Origin of the sequence: Pseudomonas sp. TWI929 (assembly GCF_039673335.1) — a bacterium.
Classification (GTDB): Bacteria; Pseudomonadota; Gammaproteobacteria; order Pseudomonadales; family Pseudomonadaceae; genus Aquipseudomonas.
Genome location: NZ_JBDJLK010000004.1, coordinates 149,312 through 167,564 on the forward strand (window position 1 = coordinate 149,312; position 18,253 = coordinate 167,564).

At 57.0% G+C, this 18,253-nt stretch carries 17 protein-coding genes and 1 pseudogene; 10 read left to right on the forward strand and 8 right to left on the reverse strand.

Features of this window, described 5'->3' with window-relative positions; all coding sequences use genetic code 11:
* The first annotated feature begins 25 nt into the window (after positions 1–25).
* The gene (locus tag ABE456_RS03805) at positions 26–319 is read left to right on the forward strand and encodes a DUF1330 domain-containing protein (RefSeq protein ID WP_346642773.1); all 294 of its coding nucleotides are present in this window, start codon (positions 26–28) and stop codon (positions 317–319) included.
* Between the two features lie 53 nt (positions 320–372).
* On the opposite strand, the gene ABE456_RS03810 is transcribed toward ABE456_RS03805, so the two are convergent.
* Both ABE456_RS03810 and ABE456_RS03815 read right to left on the reverse strand, forming a co-directional pair.
* Positions 373–1,095 carry a pirin family protein gene (locus ABE456_RS03810; protein WP_346642774.1) on the reverse strand — a complete coding sequence of 241 codons (723 nt, stop codon included), beginning with the start codon at positions 1,093–1,095 and terminating at the stop codon, positions 373–375.
* Between the two features lie 155 nt (positions 1,096–1,250).
* Complete coding sequence (locus ABE456_RS03815) at positions 1,251–2,270, reverse strand: alpha/beta hydrolase (RefSeq protein ID WP_346642775.1); 1,020 nt, start codon at positions 2,268–2,270, stop codon at positions 1,251–1,253.
* A gap of 146 nt (positions 2,271–2,416) precedes the next feature.
* On the opposite strand from ABE456_RS03815, the gene ABE456_RS03820 reads away from it, so the two are divergent.
* A complete protein-coding gene (locus ABE456_RS03820; RefSeq protein ID WP_346642776.1) occupies positions 2,417–3,301 on the forward strand; it encodes a LysR family transcriptional regulator in 885 nt (294 codons plus the stop codon).
* Positions 3,302–3,330: 29 nt separating this feature from the next.
* Here ABE456_RS03820 and ABE456_RS03825 read toward each other — a convergent pair whose 3' ends face one another.
* The 6 genes from ABE456_RS03825 to purU are packed head-to-tail and all read right to left on the reverse strand — an operon-like array spanning position 3,331 to position 10,154.
* Positions 3,331–3,936 (reverse strand): sarcosine oxidase, encoded by a 606-nt coding sequence (locus ABE456_RS03825; RefSeq protein ID WP_346642777.1) that lies wholly within the window; start codon positions 3,934–3,936, stop codon positions 3,331–3,333.
* Positions 3,937–3,939: 3 nt separating this feature from the next.
* The gene (locus ABE456_RS03830) at positions 3,940–6,843 is read right to left on the reverse strand and encodes a 2Fe-2S iron-sulfur cluster-binding protein (protein ID WP_346642778.1); all 2,904 of its coding nucleotides are present in this window, start codon (positions 6,841–6,843) and stop codon (positions 3,940–3,942) included.
* On the reverse strand, positions 6,840–7,145 hold the full coding sequence (locus ABE456_RS03835; protein WP_346642779.1) for a sarcosine oxidase subunit delta: 306 nt from the start codon (positions 7,143–7,145) through the stop codon (positions 6,840–6,842). The genes ABE456_RS03830 and ABE456_RS03835 overlap by 4 nt, the downstream gene beginning before the upstream one ends.
* Positions 7,146–7,156: 11 nt before the next feature.
* Positions 7,157–8,398, reverse strand: a complete 1,242-nt coding sequence (locus ABE456_RS03840; protein WP_346642780.1) for an FAD-dependent oxidoreductase — start codon at positions 8,396–8,398, stop codon at positions 7,157–7,159.
* Positions 8,380–9,291: a bifunctional methylenetetrahydrofolate dehydrogenase/methenyltetrahydrofolate cyclohydrolase FolD gene (gene folD, locus ABE456_RS03845; RefSeq protein ID WP_346642781.1), complete on the reverse strand. Its 912-nt coding sequence runs from the start codon at positions 9,289–9,291 to the stop codon at positions 8,380–8,382. The genes ABE456_RS03840 and folD overlap by 19 nt, the downstream gene beginning before the upstream one ends.
* A complete protein-coding gene (gene purU / locus ABE456_RS03850; RefSeq protein WP_346642782.1) occupies positions 9,288–10,154 on the reverse strand; it encodes a formyltetrahydrofolate deformylase in 867 nt (288 codons plus the stop codon). Before purU ends, folD begins: the two co-directional genes overlap by 4 nt.
* Before the next feature lie 263 nt (positions 10,155–10,417).
* On the opposite strand from purU, the gene ABE456_RS03855 reads away from it, so the two are divergent.
* The 8 genes and pseudogenes from ABE456_RS03855 to ABE456_RS03890 all read left to right on the forward strand — a co-directional run.
* Positions 10,418–10,819 (forward strand): hypothetical protein, encoded by a 402-nt coding sequence (locus ABE456_RS03855; protein ID WP_346642783.1) that lies wholly within the window; start codon positions 10,418–10,420, stop codon positions 10,817–10,819.
* Between the two features lie 485 nt (positions 10,820–11,304).
* Positions 11,305–12,570, forward strand: a complete 1,266-nt coding sequence (locus ABE456_RS03860) for an ATP-grasp domain-containing protein (RefSeq protein WP_346642784.1) — start codon at positions 11,305–11,307, stop codon at positions 12,568–12,570.
* Between the two features lie 12 nt (positions 12,571–12,582).
* Positions 12,583–13,650 (forward strand): aromatic ring-hydroxylating dioxygenase subunit alpha, encoded by a 1,068-nt coding sequence (locus tag ABE456_RS03865; RefSeq protein WP_346642785.1) that lies wholly within the window; start codon positions 12,583–12,585, stop codon positions 13,648–13,650.
* A 15-nt stretch (positions 13,651–13,665) separates the two neighbouring features.
* A complete protein-coding gene (locus ABE456_RS03870) occupies positions 13,666–14,424 on the forward strand; it encodes an SDR family oxidoreductase (protein ID WP_346642786.1) in 759 nt (252 codons plus the stop codon).
* Positions 14,421–15,341, forward strand: coding sequence for a cupin-like domain-containing protein (locus tag ABE456_RS03875; protein WP_346642787.1), 921 nt, complete (start codon positions 14,421–14,423; stop codon positions 15,339–15,341). Before ABE456_RS03870 ends, ABE456_RS03875 begins: the two co-directional genes overlap by 4 nt.
* Before the next feature lie 25 nt (positions 15,342–15,366).
* A complete protein-coding gene (locus tag ABE456_RS03880; RefSeq protein WP_346642788.1) occupies positions 15,367–16,446 on the forward strand; it encodes an amidinotransferase in 1,080 nt (359 codons plus the stop codon).
* Positions 16,447–16,493: 47 nt separating this feature from the next.
* Entirely contained in the window at positions 16,494–17,705 is a 1,212-nt protein-coding gene (locus ABE456_RS03885) for an MFS transporter (protein WP_346642789.1), read from the forward strand.
* A 207-nt stretch (positions 17,706–17,912) separates the two neighbouring features.
* Positions 17,913–18,107 (forward strand): annotated as a pseudogene (locus ABE456_RS03890) (hypothetical protein); the annotation flags it as partial.
* Positions 18,108–18,253 lie beyond the last annotated feature (146 nt).

Genomic DNA, 18,253 nt, shown 5'->3' on the forward strand with positions numbered 1-18,253 from the left:
TATCGCCGTAACAGGAGAGCAGCGCATGAAGGCCTATTGGATCGCCCATGTGGACGTGACCGACCCCGAGCAATACCAGCAGTACACCCAGCGCGCCCCGGCTGCCTTCAAGGCGTTCGGCGGCCGCTTCCTGGCCCGTGGCGGGCGCAGCGAGGCGATGGAAGGGCGGCCTACCCCTCAGCGTAGCGTGGTGATCGAGTTTGATTCGTACGAGCAGGCGCTGGCGTGTTACCGGTCCGAGCTGTACCAGGAGGCGTGCAGCCATCGCCAGGGGGTGGCGAAGGCCGAGGTGATCATTGTCGAAGGGTTTGAGGCCTGAGCTGGATTTGCCGGCCTCTTCGCGGGTTTACCCGCGAAAGGGCCTGACCTGCCTTACGGCATACCAGGCAACTCATGCGGCCGCAGGTCAAACACCAGCACCTCGGCATCCGCCCCATTGCTCAGCTCCAGCACCTGTTCCTGCCTCACCCGCACCCCATCCCCCTCATTCAGTACCTGCCCATTGAGCTCGACACTGCCCCGGGCCACATGCACATAGGCATGGCGGTTTTCCGGCAGGGTCAGGGTGGCACGCTCGTCACCGTCGAACAAGCCGGCATACACCCGCGCATTCTGGCGCACCTGCAACGAGCCCTCGGCGCCATCTGGCGAGATGATCAAGCGCAGCTTGCCGCGCTTCTCTTCGGCACTGAAATGCTGTTGCTGGTAACGCGGCGTGGCGCCTTGCACGTTCGGCACGATCCAGATCTGCAGGAAGTGCACCGGTTGTGCCTGGCTGTGGTTGAACTCGCTGTGCGCCACGCCATGGCCGGCGCTCATCAGTTGCACATCGCCCGGGCGGATCACCGAACCAGTGCCCAGCGTGTCCTTGTGCTCCAGCGCACCTTCCAGCACGTAGGAGAAAATCTCCATGTCGCGGTGCGGGTGTTCGCCGAAGCCCTTGCCAGGGATGACGCGGTCGTCGTTGATCACCAGCAGGTCGGAGAATCCTTGCTCGTCCGGGTTGCGGTAATGGCCAAACGAGAAGGTGTGGAAAGACTTCAGCCAGCCATGGAAGGCCAGGCCGCGGTCTTGCGCGTTGCGGATGGTGAGCATAGTGATGCTCCTTGAATGCCGGGGCCGTGAGGAACAAAGGCCAGGGGCGGACGGTGCCATAGATAGCCGCACCGATGGCAGATTCATTGAAGCGTGCGGGCCATTTCCGCAATAGAAGCAAAAGACCCGCCTTGGCGGGTCTTCTGCTCATCGACTCACTGCAGATGCACTTTAAGTTCGGTGCCCGCCTGTCGCATTGCCGCTTTGACCGCCGGCACCTGGCTCAGCGGGTTGAGCAAGCCATAGTCATGAATCATCCCGTTGTAGCGCACCGAGGTCACCGTCACACCGGCAGCATTCAACTTGCGGGCATACGCCTCACCCTCATCGCGCAGTACGTCGAACTCAGCGGTTTGCACCAGCGCCGGCGGCAAGCCTTTCAACTGTTCAGTGCTGGCCCGCAGCGGCGAGGCGTAGATCTGCTCCCGCGCCTTGGCATCAGTGGTGTAGTTGTCCCAGAACCACTTCATCATCCCTGTAGTCAGGAAGTGCCCTTCGGCAAAATGCTTGTACGACGCAGTCTCGAAGCTGGCATCGGTCACCGGCCACAGCAGCAGTTGGAAGCGCAGGGCGGGGGTGCCGGCCTCTTTGGCCTTCAGCGCCACGACCGCCGCCATGTTGCCGCCGACGCTGTTGCCGGCCACGGCCAGGCGCTTGCCGTCCACGCCGATTTCCTTGCCGTGCTCGGCCACCCACTGGGTCGCGGCGTAGGCCTGGTTGATCGCTGTCGGGTAGTGCGCTTCCGGCGACGGGGTGTAGTCGACATAGACCGCCACCGCACCGGAGCCGACCACCAGGTCGCGGATCAGCCGCTGGTGGGTCGGGAAGTCGCCGAGCACCCAGCCGCCACCATGGAAGAACATGAACACTGGCAATTCACCCTGCGCATTGGCCGGGCGTACCACTTGCAGCTTGATCGACTGGCCATTGGCCTGGATGGTGCGTTCCTTCACCTCGATACCGGAGAGGTCGACCTTTACCGAAGCCTGGGCGCCGGTCAGCACTGCACGGGCGTCTTTCGGGTTGAGCTGCTCCAGTGGCTTGCCGCCGCCTTGTTCCAGCGCTTCGAGGAAGGCCTGGGTGTGTTGCTCGACACCGGCGCTGCCCGCAGCGAAGGCGCTGGAAACGGACAGGGCCAGAAGGGAGGCGGTGAGGGTTTTGTGGACAATGTTCATGAGCGAATCCTTTTCTGTGCAAGTGTTGGTAATGGGCGTCTTGCCTGGCCTGCTGGGCCATCGCTGCGACTTGTGTGTAGATTAGGGAGATGCAGTGATGGGAAAAAGCCGCTATAAAACGTTTGACTGTCACCAAGAGCGAGACAATGAACCCTTACGAAGACATGCGGATCTTTGCCCAGGTCATGGAGGCCGGCAGTTTCACCGCCGCCGCCGACCGCCTGGGCATGTCCAAGCAATCGGTCAGCCGGCGCCTGATGCAGCTTGAAGAGCGCCTGGGTGTGCGCCTGCTCAACCGCTCCACCCGGCGCCTGGATGCCACGCCGCTGGGCCAGCACTATTACCAGTCGGCGCTGCGCCTGCTGGGCGAAGTGCAGCAGGTGGAGCACGACATCAGCGGCCAGGCCCAGGCCTTGCGTGGCACCTTGCGCCTGAGCGCGCCGTTGTCGTTTGCCATGGCGCACTTGGGGTGCCTGCTGACCGAGTTTCTGCAGCTGCATCCGCAGGTGGATGTGGAGGTGGACCTGAGTGACCGCGCGGTGGACCTGATCGGCGAGGGTTATGACCTGGCGCTGCGGATTGGTGCGCTGGAGGACTCCAGCCTGATCGCGCGGCGCATTGCCGACGTCGAGCGGGTGTATTGCGCTAGCCCCGCGTACCTTGCGGCACGGGGCGTACCGACCAGGCCGGAACAACTGGCCGGGCATGACTGCCTGCCTTATGGGCATTCGCGGCAGGTGCAATGGCAGTTCAGGCAGGGTGGCAAGGCCCAGTCGATCCAGGTCTCCGGGCGGATGCGGGCGAACAACGGTGAGATGCTGCGGGATGCGGCGATTGCCGGGATGGGGGTGACCTATTTGCCGACCTTTATCGTTGGGCAGGCGTTGGCGGATGGGCGTTTGGTGACGGTGCTGGATGAGTGGGTGACACCGGCGTTGCAGCTGTCGGCGGTGTACCCGCAGCACCGGCAGGTGGCGCGGCCGGTGCAGGGATTTGTGAATTTTCTGCGTGAGCGGTTGGTGCAGTTGTAATGCTGGGCCGCAAAGCGGCCCCGGGGATGTCAGCCCATCAACTCATCCACCCCAACCCACCCGCCATCGAACTCATCCATGGCATCCAGCACTGCTTCGCGGAAGTACGCCAGCGAAGCCCGATCAAACAGCAACTGCAGCGCCGGCTGCTCATAGTTGCCCACATTCACCACAATCACATTGATCCGCGCCGCCGAGGTCTGCGCCACCGCCCCAACCGGAAACGCCTCGGCACGCAAATCCACCCCGCACAACTTGGCCATCACCGCACTGGCATGCCCACCCGACAACTGCAGCCAGGCATGGCTGTCCTGGCGCGGCAGCAGGTAATTGCGCTGGGTATCCTGTGCCCAATCGGCTTCTTCGCCAGCCACCCGTGCACCGTCATCGGCCAGGCTGCCCAGCAGCAGGTACTCGTTCTGCGACAACCGCGCCACCCAGCCACCCTCTTCCTGGCGCACGGCCTGGTTGGGTAACGACGGCAAACGGTAGCCACGTTTTTGCAGGTAGGCAGCGCTGTCACCGCCACGGAACCCAACCCGCGCCAACTCGGTCAGGTCAGTCAGCGCACAGGTGTGCAACAGCTCGGCCCGCGGGCTGCGTGGAACAAACGCTTCGGCTTGCAAACGGGTCATGGTTCAGAGCTCCTGGCGCAGGTTTTCGGGGTCGTGGAACGGCAGTGGCACCACCTTGGCATTGACCATCACGCCGCCTTCCACGCGGATCGGGATGTGCATGCCAGGCGTGGCCTGGTGGGCGCCGGCATAGGCCAGGCCGATGATCTGCCCGAGGGTTTGCGAGAATTCGCAGGAGGTGACGTTGCCGCTGATGTCCGGCCCGTCCAGCACCAGGTGCCCCTCCAGTGGCTGCGGGCTGCCCTTGGGCAGGGTAAAGCCGACCAGCTTGCGTTTGAGCGGCTGCGCTTCGAGGATTTCGATCGAGCGCTTGCCGACGAAGAAAGGTTTCTTGCGGCCAATGGCCCACTGCATGTCGATTTCTGCCGGGTGAGTCATGCCGTCGGTGTCCTGGCTGATGATCACGTGGCCTTTTTCCAGGCGCAGCAGGCGCTGGGTCTCGACGCCAAACGGGCGAATGCCCAACCCTGCGCCGGCCCGCATCAGCGTGTCCCACAGGCGCTCGGCGTGCCGCGCCGGTACGTGTATTTCATAACCCAGCTCACCGACAAAGCCGACCCGCAGGATGCGCGCCGCAATGCCAGCCACCTTGCCCTGGCGCACGCCCAGGTAAGGGAAGGCCTCGGCCGACAGGTCCACGTCATCGCACACTTTGGCCAGCACCTGGCGTGACAGCGGCCCGGCCAGGTTCACCGCTGCCAGCGCGGCGGTGACGTTGGTGATGTCCACGTCCAGGCGCCATTGCGCGTTCCACTTGAGCATCTGCTGGTAGATGCGGTCGACGCCGCTGGTGGTGGCGGTAACGTAGAAGTGCTGCTCGCCCAAGCGGGCACAGACGCCATCGTCGATCACCACACCGTGCTCGTTGGTCATCAGTGCATAACGGGTGCGGCCGATGGCCAGCTTGGCGAAGCCGAAGGTGTACAGGCGCTCCAGCAGTTCGGCGGCATCCGGGCCGCGCACGTCCAGGCCGCCGAGGGTGGAAACATCAATCAGGCCGACCTTTTCGCGCACATGGCGGGCTTCTTCCTGCATGCAGCGTTCGCGCTCTTCAGGCTTGCCGTAATAGGCCGGGCGCTGCCAGATACCGGCGGGCATCATTTTCGCCCCGGCTTGCAGGTGGCGGCGGTGCATCGGCGTTTGCCGGTACGGGTCGAAGGCACGGCCGGCGACGTGTGCCAGTTTTTCTGCCTGGAACGGCGGGCGGGCAGTGGTCACCCCGGTTTCACTGATGCTGCGGCCGGTGGCCTGCGCCACCAGGCGCGCGGTAGGCAGCGCCGAGTGGCGGCCCTGGGACGGGCCCATGCCGACGGTGGAGAAGCGCTTGACCAACTGCACGTCGCGGTAGCCGCTGCGGGTGGCATTGACAATGTCGCGCACTTGCAAGTCTTCGTCGAAGTCGACGAAATCCTTGCCCTTGGGGTGAGGGAAGATCGGCCAAGGGAAGTTGACCTTGGCTTCGCTGCTGAATACCGACATTGCCGGCGCTTGCAGGCCCAGCGCTGCCACCGCTTCGGCAGCCCCGCGGGTGGCGTCGGCCAGTACGTTGCCCAGCGCGTGGCGGCCGTTCACCGAGCCGGCGATATCCAGGCCAGCGGGCAGGTTGCTGATGGCGAACTCGTCGCGGTTGACGTCATAGGCCAGCTTGCCGCCAGCCTGGCACAGCAACTGGTACACCGGCATGTAGCCCGCCGACATGCACAGCAGGTCGCAGGCCAGGCGCAGGCCATGCGGGCCGACCTTGCCCTGGCCGGTAATCGGGCGAATGTCCACGCCACTGACATGGCGCATGCCTGTTTCATGCAGCGCTTCGTACACGGTGCTGCCCAGGTGCACGGGGATATCGCGGCGCTTCAGTTCGGCGGCCAGCGCAGCATCGGCCGGCGCGGCGCGCATGTCGACCACTGCGGCAACCGCTACGCCTTGCTCCTGCAGGTCGAGCGCAGCCAGGTAGCCGTCATCGTGGCCAGTGAGGATCACCGCGCGCTGGCCCGGCTTGACCGCGTACAGCTTCATCAGCCGCTGGGCGGCGCTGGTCAGCATCACGCCCGGCAGGTCGTTGTTGCGGAACACCACCGGCTGGTCGAACGAACCGGCAGCCACCAGGCAGCGGTTGGCGCGCACCTTGTACAGGCGCTTGTGCTGGATTACCGGCAAGTAGTTGTCGGTGAACCAGCCGTTGCAGGTGGCTTCCAGCAGCACCTGGATATTCGGGTGGCCCTCGACGGCGGCCAGCAGTTCCTGGCGCAGGCTGGCGGCGCGGGTGCCGGCAATGTCGAAGCGGGCGTAGGTAAGCGAGCCACCGAGCACTGCTTGTTGCTCGACTAGCAGCACCTTGGCCCCGGCATTGGCTGCGTCCAGCGCCGCGCGCAGGCCGGCCGGGCCGGCGCCGATCACGGCCACATCAATAAACAAATAAGCCTTGTCGTAATACTGCGGCTGGAAACCGAGGTCGAGCACACCCAGGCCGGCCTTTTTGCGGATCAGTGGCTCCCACACCTTCCACATGCCCTTGGGCTTGTAGAACGAGCGGTAGTAGAAGCCCACCGGCATGAAGCGCGAGAACTTGCCCAGGTAGGCGTCGCGGTCGTGTTCCAGGCTGCCGTTGAAGTTCTGCCCTTCGACCACCTGGCCATCGCGGGCGCCTTCCCGGTCGGCCAGCACATTGGGCTCGTTTGGCAGCTGCACCAGGGTGTTGGCATCCTGCCCGGCCATGCTCAGCGGGCCGCGTGGGCGGTGGTACTTGAACGAGCGTGACAGCAGCCAGCGGCCGTTGCCGAGCAGGGCGCTGGCGATGGTGTCACCGGCAAAGCCCGCGCAGGCCTGGCCGTCGAACTGGAAACGCAGGGGCCGCTCGCGGTCGATCAGCAGGCCCATGGGTGCGGGGAGGCGAGTGTGGCTGTTCATCCGGCAATCTCCGGTGTGGCGGTGGGGGCAAAGTCAATGCGGCGGTCGAACAGCTCTTTCGGGTCGAAGGTGCGCAGCACCTGGTCACTGACGGTGTGGCGTTCGGCCAGGAACCAGTAGCTGGAGGCGTTGTGCAGCCACCACTCCAGCACCACCCCTGCCAGGTTGTCGCTGTTGAACACGTAGTCGGCCCATTCGACGTCGCTGCAGCTGGCCGGGTCGGGCATGTGCTTGAACTCGCCGCCGTAGGTGAATTCGCTGATATTGCGCGGGCCGTTCAAGGGGCAGGTCAGGATCTTCATCGTCATTGCTCCTAGTGGCTGGCCGCGGTGGCGCCCATTTCGTTGACTTGCTGGAAGCGGCTGAAGCGCTCCAGGGCGAATGGTGCGATAAGCTCGGGTACCTTGCCGCCGCTGGCAACCAGCTCGGCCATGGTCTTGCCGCAGATCGGCGTGGCCTTGAAGCCCCAGGTGCCCCAGCCGGCGTCCAGGTAGTAGTTGTCTACTGGCGACAGGCCCATGATCGGGCTGTAGTCCGGGGTCATGTCGGTCATCCCGGCCCACTGGCGCATCAGCTTGGCGTTGGCCATGAACGGGAACATCTCGATGGCATGGGCCAGCAGGCTTTCCTTGAGATCGAGGGTGGAGCGGGTGTTGTAAAGCGGGTAAGGGTCGGAGCCGCCGCCGAAGACGATCTCGCCACGGCTGGTCTGCTGCACGTAGCAGTGCAGTGCCGACGAGCTCACCAGCGGGTCGAGGAACGGCTTGAACGGCTGGGTGACCATGGCCTGCAGCGGGTAGGTGTGGATCGGCGCCCGGATACCGGCCTTGGCCATCAGCAGCGAGCTGGCCCCGGCCACCGCCTGCACCACGCAGCCGCACTGCACGGTGCCACGGTTGGTCTTCACCGCTTCGATGCGGCCATTGCGAATCAGCAGGTCCTGCACTTCGGTCAGCGGGTGGATTTCCACGCCGCGCTTGGCCGCCTGCTTGGCGTAGCCCCAGGCTACCGCGTCGTGGCGCGCGGTGGCGCCGTCGATATGCCACAGGCCGGCCAGCACTGGCAGGTGGCCGGGGTCCAGGTTCAGGCTGGGCACCAGTTCGCGAATCTGCTGACGGTCGATCATTTCGGTGCGGCCACCGAAGTGCTTGTTGACCTCGGCGCGCTGGCGGAAGGCGCGCACGGTGGCATCGGTATGCGCCAGGGTCAGTTGGCCGCGCTCGGAATACATGATGTTGAAGTCGAACTCGTTCGACAGGTTCTGGAACATGCGCACCGATTCGGCGTAGAAGCGCACGCCCTCGGAGGTGAGGTAGTTGGAGCGGATCACTGCAGTGTTGCGCGCGGTGTTGCCGCCACCCAGGTAGGCCTTTTCCAGCACGGCGACGTTGGTCACGCCGTGGTACTTGGCCAGGTAGTAGGCGATGGCCAGGCCGTGGCCGCCGCCGCCGATGATCACCACGTCATAGCGTGGCTTGAGTTCGCACGGTGGCGGCAGGTCGACCTCCACCGGGTAGTCGGCGCTCAGGCCGTATTTCAGCAGGGCGAAAGGCATGCGGTGCGCTCCTGGTGGGCGGCCTGTTGCTGCAGGTCGAGGGCGAGCAGGGTGTTTTTCATCAGGTAGGCGATGGTCATCGGGCCGACGCCGCCAGGTACCGGGGTGATGCTGGCGACCTGGGGCAGGGCGGCGGCGAAGTCGACGTCGCCGACCAGGCGGCTGTGGCCGCCCTCATCGATACGGTTGATGCCGACGTCGATCACCACTGCGCCCGGCTTGAGCCAGTCGGCGCCGATCAGCCGAGGCTTGCCCACGGCGGCCACCAGGATGTCGGCCTGGCGGCACAACGCTGGCAGGTCGCTGCTGCGCGAGTGCACCACGGTCACCGTGCAGTCGGCCTGCAGCAGCAGCGCCGCCATGGGCTTGCCGACGATGTTCGAGCGGCCGACCACCACGGCGTGCTTGCCGCGCAGCTCGCCACAGGCATCGCGCAGCAGGCGCATGCAGCCGCTGGGCGTGCACGGGGTGAGCACATCGCGGCCCTGGGCCAGGCCGCCGACGTTCTCGCTGTGGAAACCGTCTACGTCCTTGAGTGGGCTGATGGCCTGCAGCACACGGTGTTGGTCGATGTGTTGCGGCAGCGGCAGTTGCACGAGGATGCCGTTGACCTTGGCGTCGCGGTTGAGGCGGTCGATCAGGGTGAGCAATTCGGCTTGGCTGGTGTCAGCGGGCAGGCGATGTTCCAGCGAGCGGATGCCCACTTCTTCGGCGCGCAGCACTTTGTTGCGCACGTACACCTGGCTGGCGGCATCGGCACCGACCAGCACCACCGCCAGGCCCGGTTGCACGCCGCCTTCGCGCAGCTGTTGCACCTGCTCGCGCACCTCGGCCAGCATCCGCGCTGCCGTGGCCTTACCGTCGATCAGCTTGACGCTGGGAATGGCGTTCATTTGAAGATCACCGTGCGGTCGTGGTTAAGGAACACCCGGTGCTCAAGGTGGTACTTCACAGCGCGCGACAGGGCGATGGTCTCGGTGTCGCGGCCGATGGCCACCAGGTCATCCGGCGCGTAGGCGTGGTCCACACGCTGCACTTCCTGCTCGATGATCGGCCCTTCGTCGAGGTCGCTGGTCACGTAGTGAGCGGTGGCGCCAATCAGCTTCACCCCGCGCTGGTAGGCCTGGTGGTAGGGTTTGGCGCCCTTGAAGCCAGGCAGGAAGGAGTGGTGGATATTGATCGCCCGGCCCGACAGTTGGCGGCACAGGTCGTCGGACAGGATCTGCATGTAGCGCGCCAGCACCACCAGTTCGGTGCCGGTGTCTTCGACGATGCGTAGCAGCGCAGCTTCCTGCTCGCCCTTGGTGTCCTTGGTAACTGGCAGGTAGACGAAGCGGATGCCCTGGCGCTCGGCCATCGGGCGCAGGTCGAGGTGGTTGGAGACCACGGCGGTGATCTGCATGTCCAGTTCGCCCTTGGCATGCCGGTACAGCAGGTCGGACAGGCAGTGGTCGAACTTGCTCACCATCAGCAGCACGCGCATTGGCCGGGCGCTGCTGTGCAGGCTCCACTGCATGTCGAAGCGCTGGGCAACATCACCGAAGCCAGCTTCCAGCTGCGGCGTGTCACCCGTGGTGCCGGTGTTGTAGCGGAACACCGCGCGCATGAAGAAGCGCCCGTTGTCCTCGTCGTCGAACTGCGCCATCTCGCTGATGTAGCAACCGTGCTCGGCCAGGTAGGTGGTCACCGCGGCGACAATGCCGGACACGGCCGGGCAGCTGACGCGCAGGATGAAGTGATCGGGAGCGGGGTGCATGTCGGATAGGCCTCGTGATGGAGTGGGGCAGGTCGGCACAAGGGCAAAAGAGTTTTCGCGGGGAGGCGAAGATTGTTTCTTTGTAGGAATATAAATTTCCTTTAGGCGATTTATAGGCGAAGTGAGGGGTGGCGGTCTAGCGGTTTATGAAATTTTTTATCCTGCCAGGAAAGTTTTCTGGCCTGTCGCTGTCATTGTGGGCACTGGTATGCCGACGATAGGGCCGGTACAGGCTGTAGCAAAAAACTGGCTATGCTTGCTTCATGACCAGCTCTCCACCTTTGCGCCAGCCTTGCCCCCCTGGCGCCTGCATTTGTGGTCGCGAACACCTGGCCGACCACCCGCAGACAGCCCAGCGCATCCTCCTGCTGACCCGCCAGGAAGAAAAACGCCTGCTCGAACGCCTGGAAAACCTCAAGGACCTGGAAGACCTGCAACGCCTGCAGCAACGCCTTTACGACAACCTCGGCATCCGCGTGCACATCGCCCCGGGCTTCAATGAGGTGCGGACCATGCGCGGCATCGTCATCGAGCTGGACGACCAGCCCGGGCTGTGCCGCAAGACCCGGCAGTCGATCCCGGCGGCGATCCGGCGGGGGCTGGAGCGTAATCCGCAGGTGGCGTTCCGGTTGCTCGATACCCACGACCTGTTGCGGGATGCCTGATCCTGGATCCCCGCACCGGCCGCTCCCACAAAGGGCGCTGCGCCCAGGCAATTTCTGCAGGCCGTGACGGGCCGTCATATATAGACACCTCACTCATGGTTGATGTAGGAGTTTGCTGAAATTATGGGGTGCCTTGCATGTTAGAAGTAGCAGTTTTTTGCTGAAAAACTTCACAGCTTGTGGTTTTTTCTTGCCCGGGATTTTTTCAATTTTATCTCGTACATCAATGGCTTAGGGGTATGCAGTGTGCCAGGGTAAGCTTCCTGATAAGTTGGGATGATGTTTTAAACATACTGTTTATGCTCGTGAACTCGAGCAGGCGAAGGTTGACGAGAAGATTAATTCGCCCTAGAAGTTATCCAGTCACTTCGAAAGACACCATCAATGATTGAGCGGGCATCGCTCGCCAGTGATGAGAAACATTTGAAGAATCACTAGGTGGCTTTATCGAGGATTCTGATAGCCGAGAATGTTCTGGAGGCATTATGGGGTGTAAATCTATCCTGCGCGTAGCCTGCATTGTTGATGGTCATAGTACGGGTGCCGAGTTGGCAAAAGCGCTGAAAGCGCTAGGTTGGTTCTTGATTCATGTGCAGTCTAGAGAGGAGATTTCAAAAAGCTACGTTAAGAGCTTTACACCTTCCTTATTTGACATCTTGTTACGTGCGACTGACTCAAGCTATACAGACCTGGTCAAGGAGGTAGGAAAGTATCACCCCAATTTTGTAGTGGCAGGAAGCGAGCCAGGGGTGGAACTTTCAGATAAGTTGTCATTCAGTTTGGGCCTTAAAGGGAATGATCCCAAGACAAGCTCGAAACGTCGCAACAAGTATCTAATGGCGGAAGCAATTCTTGAGTATGGGCTGGACTGTGCAAAGCAATGCGTGGTCAGGTCAGGGCAGGAGTTAGTAGAAGGGGTTAAAAGTATAAACTCGCTCCCGGTGGTTGTAAAACCGGTCGATGCCATGGGGAGTGAGGATGTCAGGGTTTGCTTTGATGAGCAGGAGGCATTGGAGGCGTTTCATAATATACATGGGAAAAGAAACGTAATAGGGGATCTAAATGATGAAGTGCTCGTTCAAGAATTCTTGAAGGGCGATCAATATGTAGTCAATGCGGTTAGCATTGACGGGAAACATCGCATTACGGAAATGTGGCAAGAGAAAAGGTTAAATATCAAAGGTGTCGGTAATATTTACGATTACGAGACAATGATTCCCTATGAGGGGGAGACTCAGGTCCAGCTGATAAATTATACCCAAAAAGTCCTGACGGCTTTAGGTGTTGATGAAGGCGCTAGCCATACAGAAATCATATTCACCGCACGCGGCCCCGTATTGGTTGAAACGGGGGCGCGCATGCAGGGTGGGATTATTTCTGATCCTATCATCAAAGCTATAGGCGACAGCCATATGACCATGACGTTGAAAAGATATCTGGAGCCCTCTTGGTTTTTAAAACATATTCACGATCCCTATGTGCTGGTCAAGACCTCGCGCGTTGTCAATTTGATCATCGGACGAGCAGGGACAGTAAAAGAAAATCATTGCGTAAAGCTTCTTGCGACACTGCCCTCGTTTTATATGATTGCTCGAACCCCTGGCGTTGGAGATGAAGTGGGTAGGACTGTGGACTTACCATCAAAGGTTGGTCACATATATCTTTTGCATCAGGACTTAAATCAGTTGGACGTGGACTACAAGCAGATTAGAGAGTGGGAAGCGTTGGGGGAATTGATTGTTCTGTATTGATAGGTGGTGAAAATGGACTTTTTTAAATGCCAGCTCGTTGGGTCGCACTATAATGATCAAAATATCTTTGAAAAAGAGACTGTCAATATATTTAATAAAACTTGGCAGTATGTTTGCCGAGAAAGTGATTTGTCCGCAGTGGGCAGCTATATTACAGCGACGTTAGGTACTGAGCCAATTATAGTGTTGAGGGCCTCAGACGGAACACTTCGTTCTTTTCATAACGTTTGCCCTCATCGTGGCGCTAGAATGCTAAGCGGCAATGGAAGTTGCAAGGGAATAGTTTGTCCTTACCACTCGTGGAGCTTTACTGAAAGTGGCTGTGTAAAGCATATACCTAAAGAACATTGGTTTGATGACTTGCAAGTTGAAAGCCTTCACCTGAAAGCTGCTTCCGTAGATGTATGGAGGGGGTTTGTGTTCGCCAGTCCCGTTGAAGGTGCCGAATCTCTTGAGGGTTGGCTCGAAGGCTATACAGAATATCTTGATGACTATGAATTTCCGTACGAGGAAATGACAGAGATCGCCAGATTCAGATTTGATGAGAATGTGAATTGGAAGTTGCTCGTGGAGAACTATGTTGAAGATTATCATTTTGCGTATGTCCATCCTAAGACCTTAGGCGCATTTAATTTTAACGGCGTCAGGACAATCCCCTGTGGGCCTCATATCCAAATTCCCATGCCGTATAAAGACATTCCACCCAACGAGCACTCAAAGTACTTGTGGGAACCTGGCGGCGTTTCGAGGCAAGGCTTCGTCTTTCCGCTCCTGACGGTTCAGCCAGCAAGAAATCATCTGTCGCTATTTGTTTTTAAGCCAATCTCCTCTAGTCGTACTGTAATCGAGATTTCTGTATTTCAGACTGACGTACAGCAACAAAATTTCCCTATAGATAAAGAGATTCTCAGGGCTGACATCTTTAATGACATGGAAGAGGATTTCGTGGTTTGTAGAAACCTGCAGGCCAATACTCGATCGACCCACTTCTCCATAAATGCTCTCGCGGGTGAGCATGAGTCAGGAGTTAAGCATTTTCAAGAAACTTGGTGGTCCTTCATGAAGGGATGTACTAATTAGAAAAAAGGCACAATTATGGAAAGGCCAGCTTCAGACAAGAGAGTGATTGTGACGGGGGGCGCCTCAGGCATCGGCCTTGCAATGTCAAAAACATTTGCAAAAGCAGGATGTCGGGTGGCAATCATTGACCAAGCTGCGATAACTGAAGGTATGAGAAATGGTGAGTTTCGCGATGTTGAGATTTTTGTGTCGACAGATATTACTCGTGACGCGGATAGAAAATTGGCGCTATCTTCGATCGTTGAAGAATTTAGAGGAGTAGACATTTTATTAAATAATGCAGGTGTCAGCATTCGCGAACCTACCTTAGCGGTTACCCCTGGTAGTTGGGATAAGGTGATGGATATCAACCTAAAGGCTGCGTTTTTCATGGCGCAGGAGGTAGCGGTAGTTATGCAGCGACAAAGCACTGACTCGGTAATAATAAATACAGCTTCGGTCAGTGGGATGGTCGCGATGCCGAACTACATAAGTTACAACATAAGCAAGGCCGGTATTATTGAGATGACGAAATGCCTTGCTTTGGAGCTGGCGCCGAAAATCAGGGTTAATGCCATTAGTCCTGGATACATATTAACGCCGATGCAAAGAGCGGAGTATTCTGACGCGAAAATTAAAGAGTGCGCGGAAAAAATTCCACTTAGGCGGTTGGGTGACCCACAAGAGGTTGCCGATCTCGCGCTATTCCTGTCGTCTTCTAATGCTAAATTTGCCACCGGTCATAATTTCGTGATCGATGGAGGGGAGACAGTTGGAGGTTTAGCGAGCGTATGAATGTAACAGATCTAGAAATTATGCATGCGTCAGATGAATCCATTTTGACTAAGTCAATAGAGTCGGCTGCTCCAATTGTTGTTAGGGGTTTGGCTGAAAGCTGGATGGGTAGTAAGTGGAATTTTGATACGTTGAGGGAGCGTATTGGCAATAAAGAAGTAAAAGCTCTGGTTGATTTGCCAGCGACCGGCGGAGAATTGGATGGCGGGCATGAGCGTTATGAGCAATTAATGTCCTTCGAGAAATTTGTCGATCTAGCACATGATGATCACGCAAAACCGTGCTACTTAGGGTATGTTCGCTCTCGTGAATTCATTGATGATATTGAGCGGCACTTTTTATTTTCCAAAATAACCGAACAGTATCCTGGGGGCTCAGATACGAGGCTTTGGATTGGCTCAAAAGGTACGTGCTCAGGTCTGCATTCGGATCTGAAAGACAATATCTTCTTGCAGGTTAATGGTAGTAAGGTTGTCTATTTGGTTCCTTTTGAGGACACACCTTACGTATATCCTTACGTAGATAATATTGTGAACAGTCGTATTGATTGCGAAAGTTTCGACATGGCAGACTTTCCAAAATTTATGAGGGCGACGGTTTACAAGGTTACGATGGCTGCTGGGGATATGTTATTTATCCCCAGGGGGTGGTGGCACTATGTGAAGTCTACTACACCCTCTATATCAGTGAATCATTGGTTTGGAGAGCCAGTCGATGGGCGCGAGTACTGCAAGATGCTTGTGCGCCTGGGTCCGAGATATATAGTAAGAACATTTAGAGATATGTTCGTTTATTCTATTTTTGGAAAAAAATATAGAAAGGAATTTTTCTTTACGCCGCAGTCTACGGGTGAGCGTTTGTTTAACTATTTTGTAACTGGTGATTTTTCAAATGAGAATAATCCAGTAAATTCTTAATGGTGGTGTAATCAGGGGGTTGTCAATGAACGGAATTGTTAAGGCTCGAGTTAACTCTCACAATGAGTGGGATGCTTTAGAAGAAGTGATCGTTGGCGTTATGCAAGGCGCAGCAGTCCCAGAATGGGATATAATGCTAGAAGCCACCATGCCAGAAGAAAGCAAAGAGTACTTCATCCGCGAGGTTGGGAACAGATTACCAAAATCCCACTATCTTGCCGCATGTGCAGAGTTGGATGGGTTAGCAGAGGTCATATCAGGTCGAGGGATTAAGGTCACGCGTCCTGAAAGGCTTGATCAAGCAAAGCCATTTAGCACACCCAACTGGAATGCTCCAAGCGGGCTTTACGCGGCTATGCCTAGAGACATTCTTCTAGTTATAGGCGACACTATAATTGAATCGCCTATGTCTTGGCGGTCACGGTACTTTGAAATAGATGCTTATCGCCCCTTGCTTAAGGAGTATTTCAAAGACGGCGCCAAGTGGATTAGCGCACCAAAGCCTCAGCTTCTAGATGAACTGTATCAAGCGGACTATGATAAGACAGATCCTTTGGGTGCCAATAAGTTTGTCGTTAATGAATTTGAGCCTGTGTTTGATGCGGCAGATTTCATTAAGTGCGGCCATGATATTTTTGCTCAACTAAGTCACGTGACCAATTCCATAGGTATTGAATGGGTAAGGCGCCATATTGATAGCAAATACACGATTCACGTGATAAGTCCAACGGACTCGGCGCCAATGCATATTGACGCAACTTTTATGCCTCTGGCTCCGGGAAAGATCTTGTTGAATCCAGAGCGTATGTCTGAAGTGCCTGAGATTCTTAAAGACTGGGACGTCAGGTTTGCACCTAGATCTACCATACCTGACAATCATACTATGTATATGTCAAGTACTTGGATAAACATGAATGTTTTGATGCTCGATCCCCATACTGTTGTGGTCGAGAAGCAGGAGGGTCCGCTTATAGATATGTTGGTGGCATGGGGTTTCGAAGTTGTCGCAGTTCCGTTTCGAAATGTGATGAGGTTTGGTGGGGCATTTCATTGTGTTACGTGTGATGTGCGTAGAAAAGGTGGTCTTCTGTCCTATATCAATTAACCTTTGCCGTCCTCTCGTGTTTTAAAGGGAGGACGGCGGTATATGTCATGAATGCGTCTATAATTTTTCTTTCTTTATCCGCCTTGATTAGTTCTGCTGGGACAACTCTGTTCGTGTCCGCTTTGGCATTAAGTATATTTAGTGTGGACTCATTGGCAGTGAAAGCCTCAGGCGTTTATATTGCACAGTTCCTGCCAGCAATATTCCTATTGCCATTGGCGGTAAGGATATGTGACAGCTATGCTGTGCGCGAAGGTCTGGTTAAAATTGAGATTGTTTCCGCTATCGTCACTGTTATTATGGGTTTATGCGTTCAGTCTGACTGGCTATTGGCGGTGTACTTAATTCTAGCGGTTCGGGGCTTTCTTGAACTGACGACTAAGACATATAGAAGTGTAGGCGTTAAAAGTCTTGCGGATCCAATGAGTCTCGATAAGGCTAACAATTTTGTTATGGGTGGTGGCTTTTTCGGGCAAGCCTTTGGAGCGCTTGCGGGTTTCATTCTGGTTTCAAAAATTTCGCTCTTGTCTATAGCGGTAATTGATGGGTTAACTTATGTTGCGTCTGCCATGTGTTGCATGAGGATGCGCTCGGTCGGTGGCAATAAAAAACTAAGCTCTCCTGTTCTCAGTTCTACCAGGGCGGGTCTCGCAGAAATCAGAGAAAATGAAATTCTTCGGCTGTATTTTATGTGTTTTTCTTTAGTCGTCATTATTTTTCAGTCTTACAATCAGGTCGCTCGCACATGGATTCCCCTAGCATGGCTGAATATGGGGCTAGGGAAGGGAATCGTTGGAGAGATGATTGGTTGTCTTGGAATCGTTGTAGGGGTTCTGATTGTTAATTACTTCTTGTCTTCAACCAGGGTGGCTAAACTTCAGGTTATTATAGCTATATTGCTCGCGGCGATGTTTGTAGGTGCTCCATTCGTAACGAAAAATTCATTAATGTCTCTTTCTTTTTATTTTATGTATATGGTTTTGTTTGAGGTTGGCCTGATGGTCTCAATGAACGGCTTGCTGTCTGTCTGCCCCGAAAACAGAGTGGCTTCAGTGATGGGGTTGTTTTATGGGGTGTCTTTTGGTGGCTTGACAGTTGTAGGTTTGTCAATAGCGTTTGCTGCAGATGTTTATGGGCTGCCCGTTGTCTCTTTAGCGCTTTCAGTTGTTGCAGTTCTATCGCTCTGCTTGATTTGTTTTGTTCCAGTTTTTATATCTCGGATGAAATCTAATCTCATCAAGCCAAAGCTCAAGTTATAAGGGCGGAACTGGGGGTGTCAGGTTGCTCGAGAATGGCATTACATTCGCGTCGCCGTACGCGGATTTGTAGCGGACGTACTCGGCATGGTTTTTTCATTTAAGTGGCAACGAGTTGCCTTCTTCGCGGCAAACCTGTTCCCACACGGTATTGAGGCGCTAGCTCAAGTGCCAGGGGTTGCGGTCGCGTACACCTGGCCGATCAAGAGCATCCGCGTGCACATCGTCCCCGGTTTCAGCGAAGTCCGGACCATGCGCGGCATCGTCATCGAGCTGGACGACCAGCCCGGGCTGTGCCGCAAGACCCGGCAGTCGATCCCGGCGGCGATCCGGCGGGGGCTGGAGCGTAATCCGCAGGTGGCCTTCCGGTTACTCGATACCCATGACCTGTTGCGCGATGCCTGACGGCAAAGCTGACTCGGTCCCTGTAGGAGCGGCCTTGAACTGGCCTAATGATTTTGGACACCTTCATCGGGCGCTATGATGGCGCCCAATTGGAGGCAAAATTAGTGCGTAAATCTTACTCAAGAGAATACAAGGTCCAAGCTGCC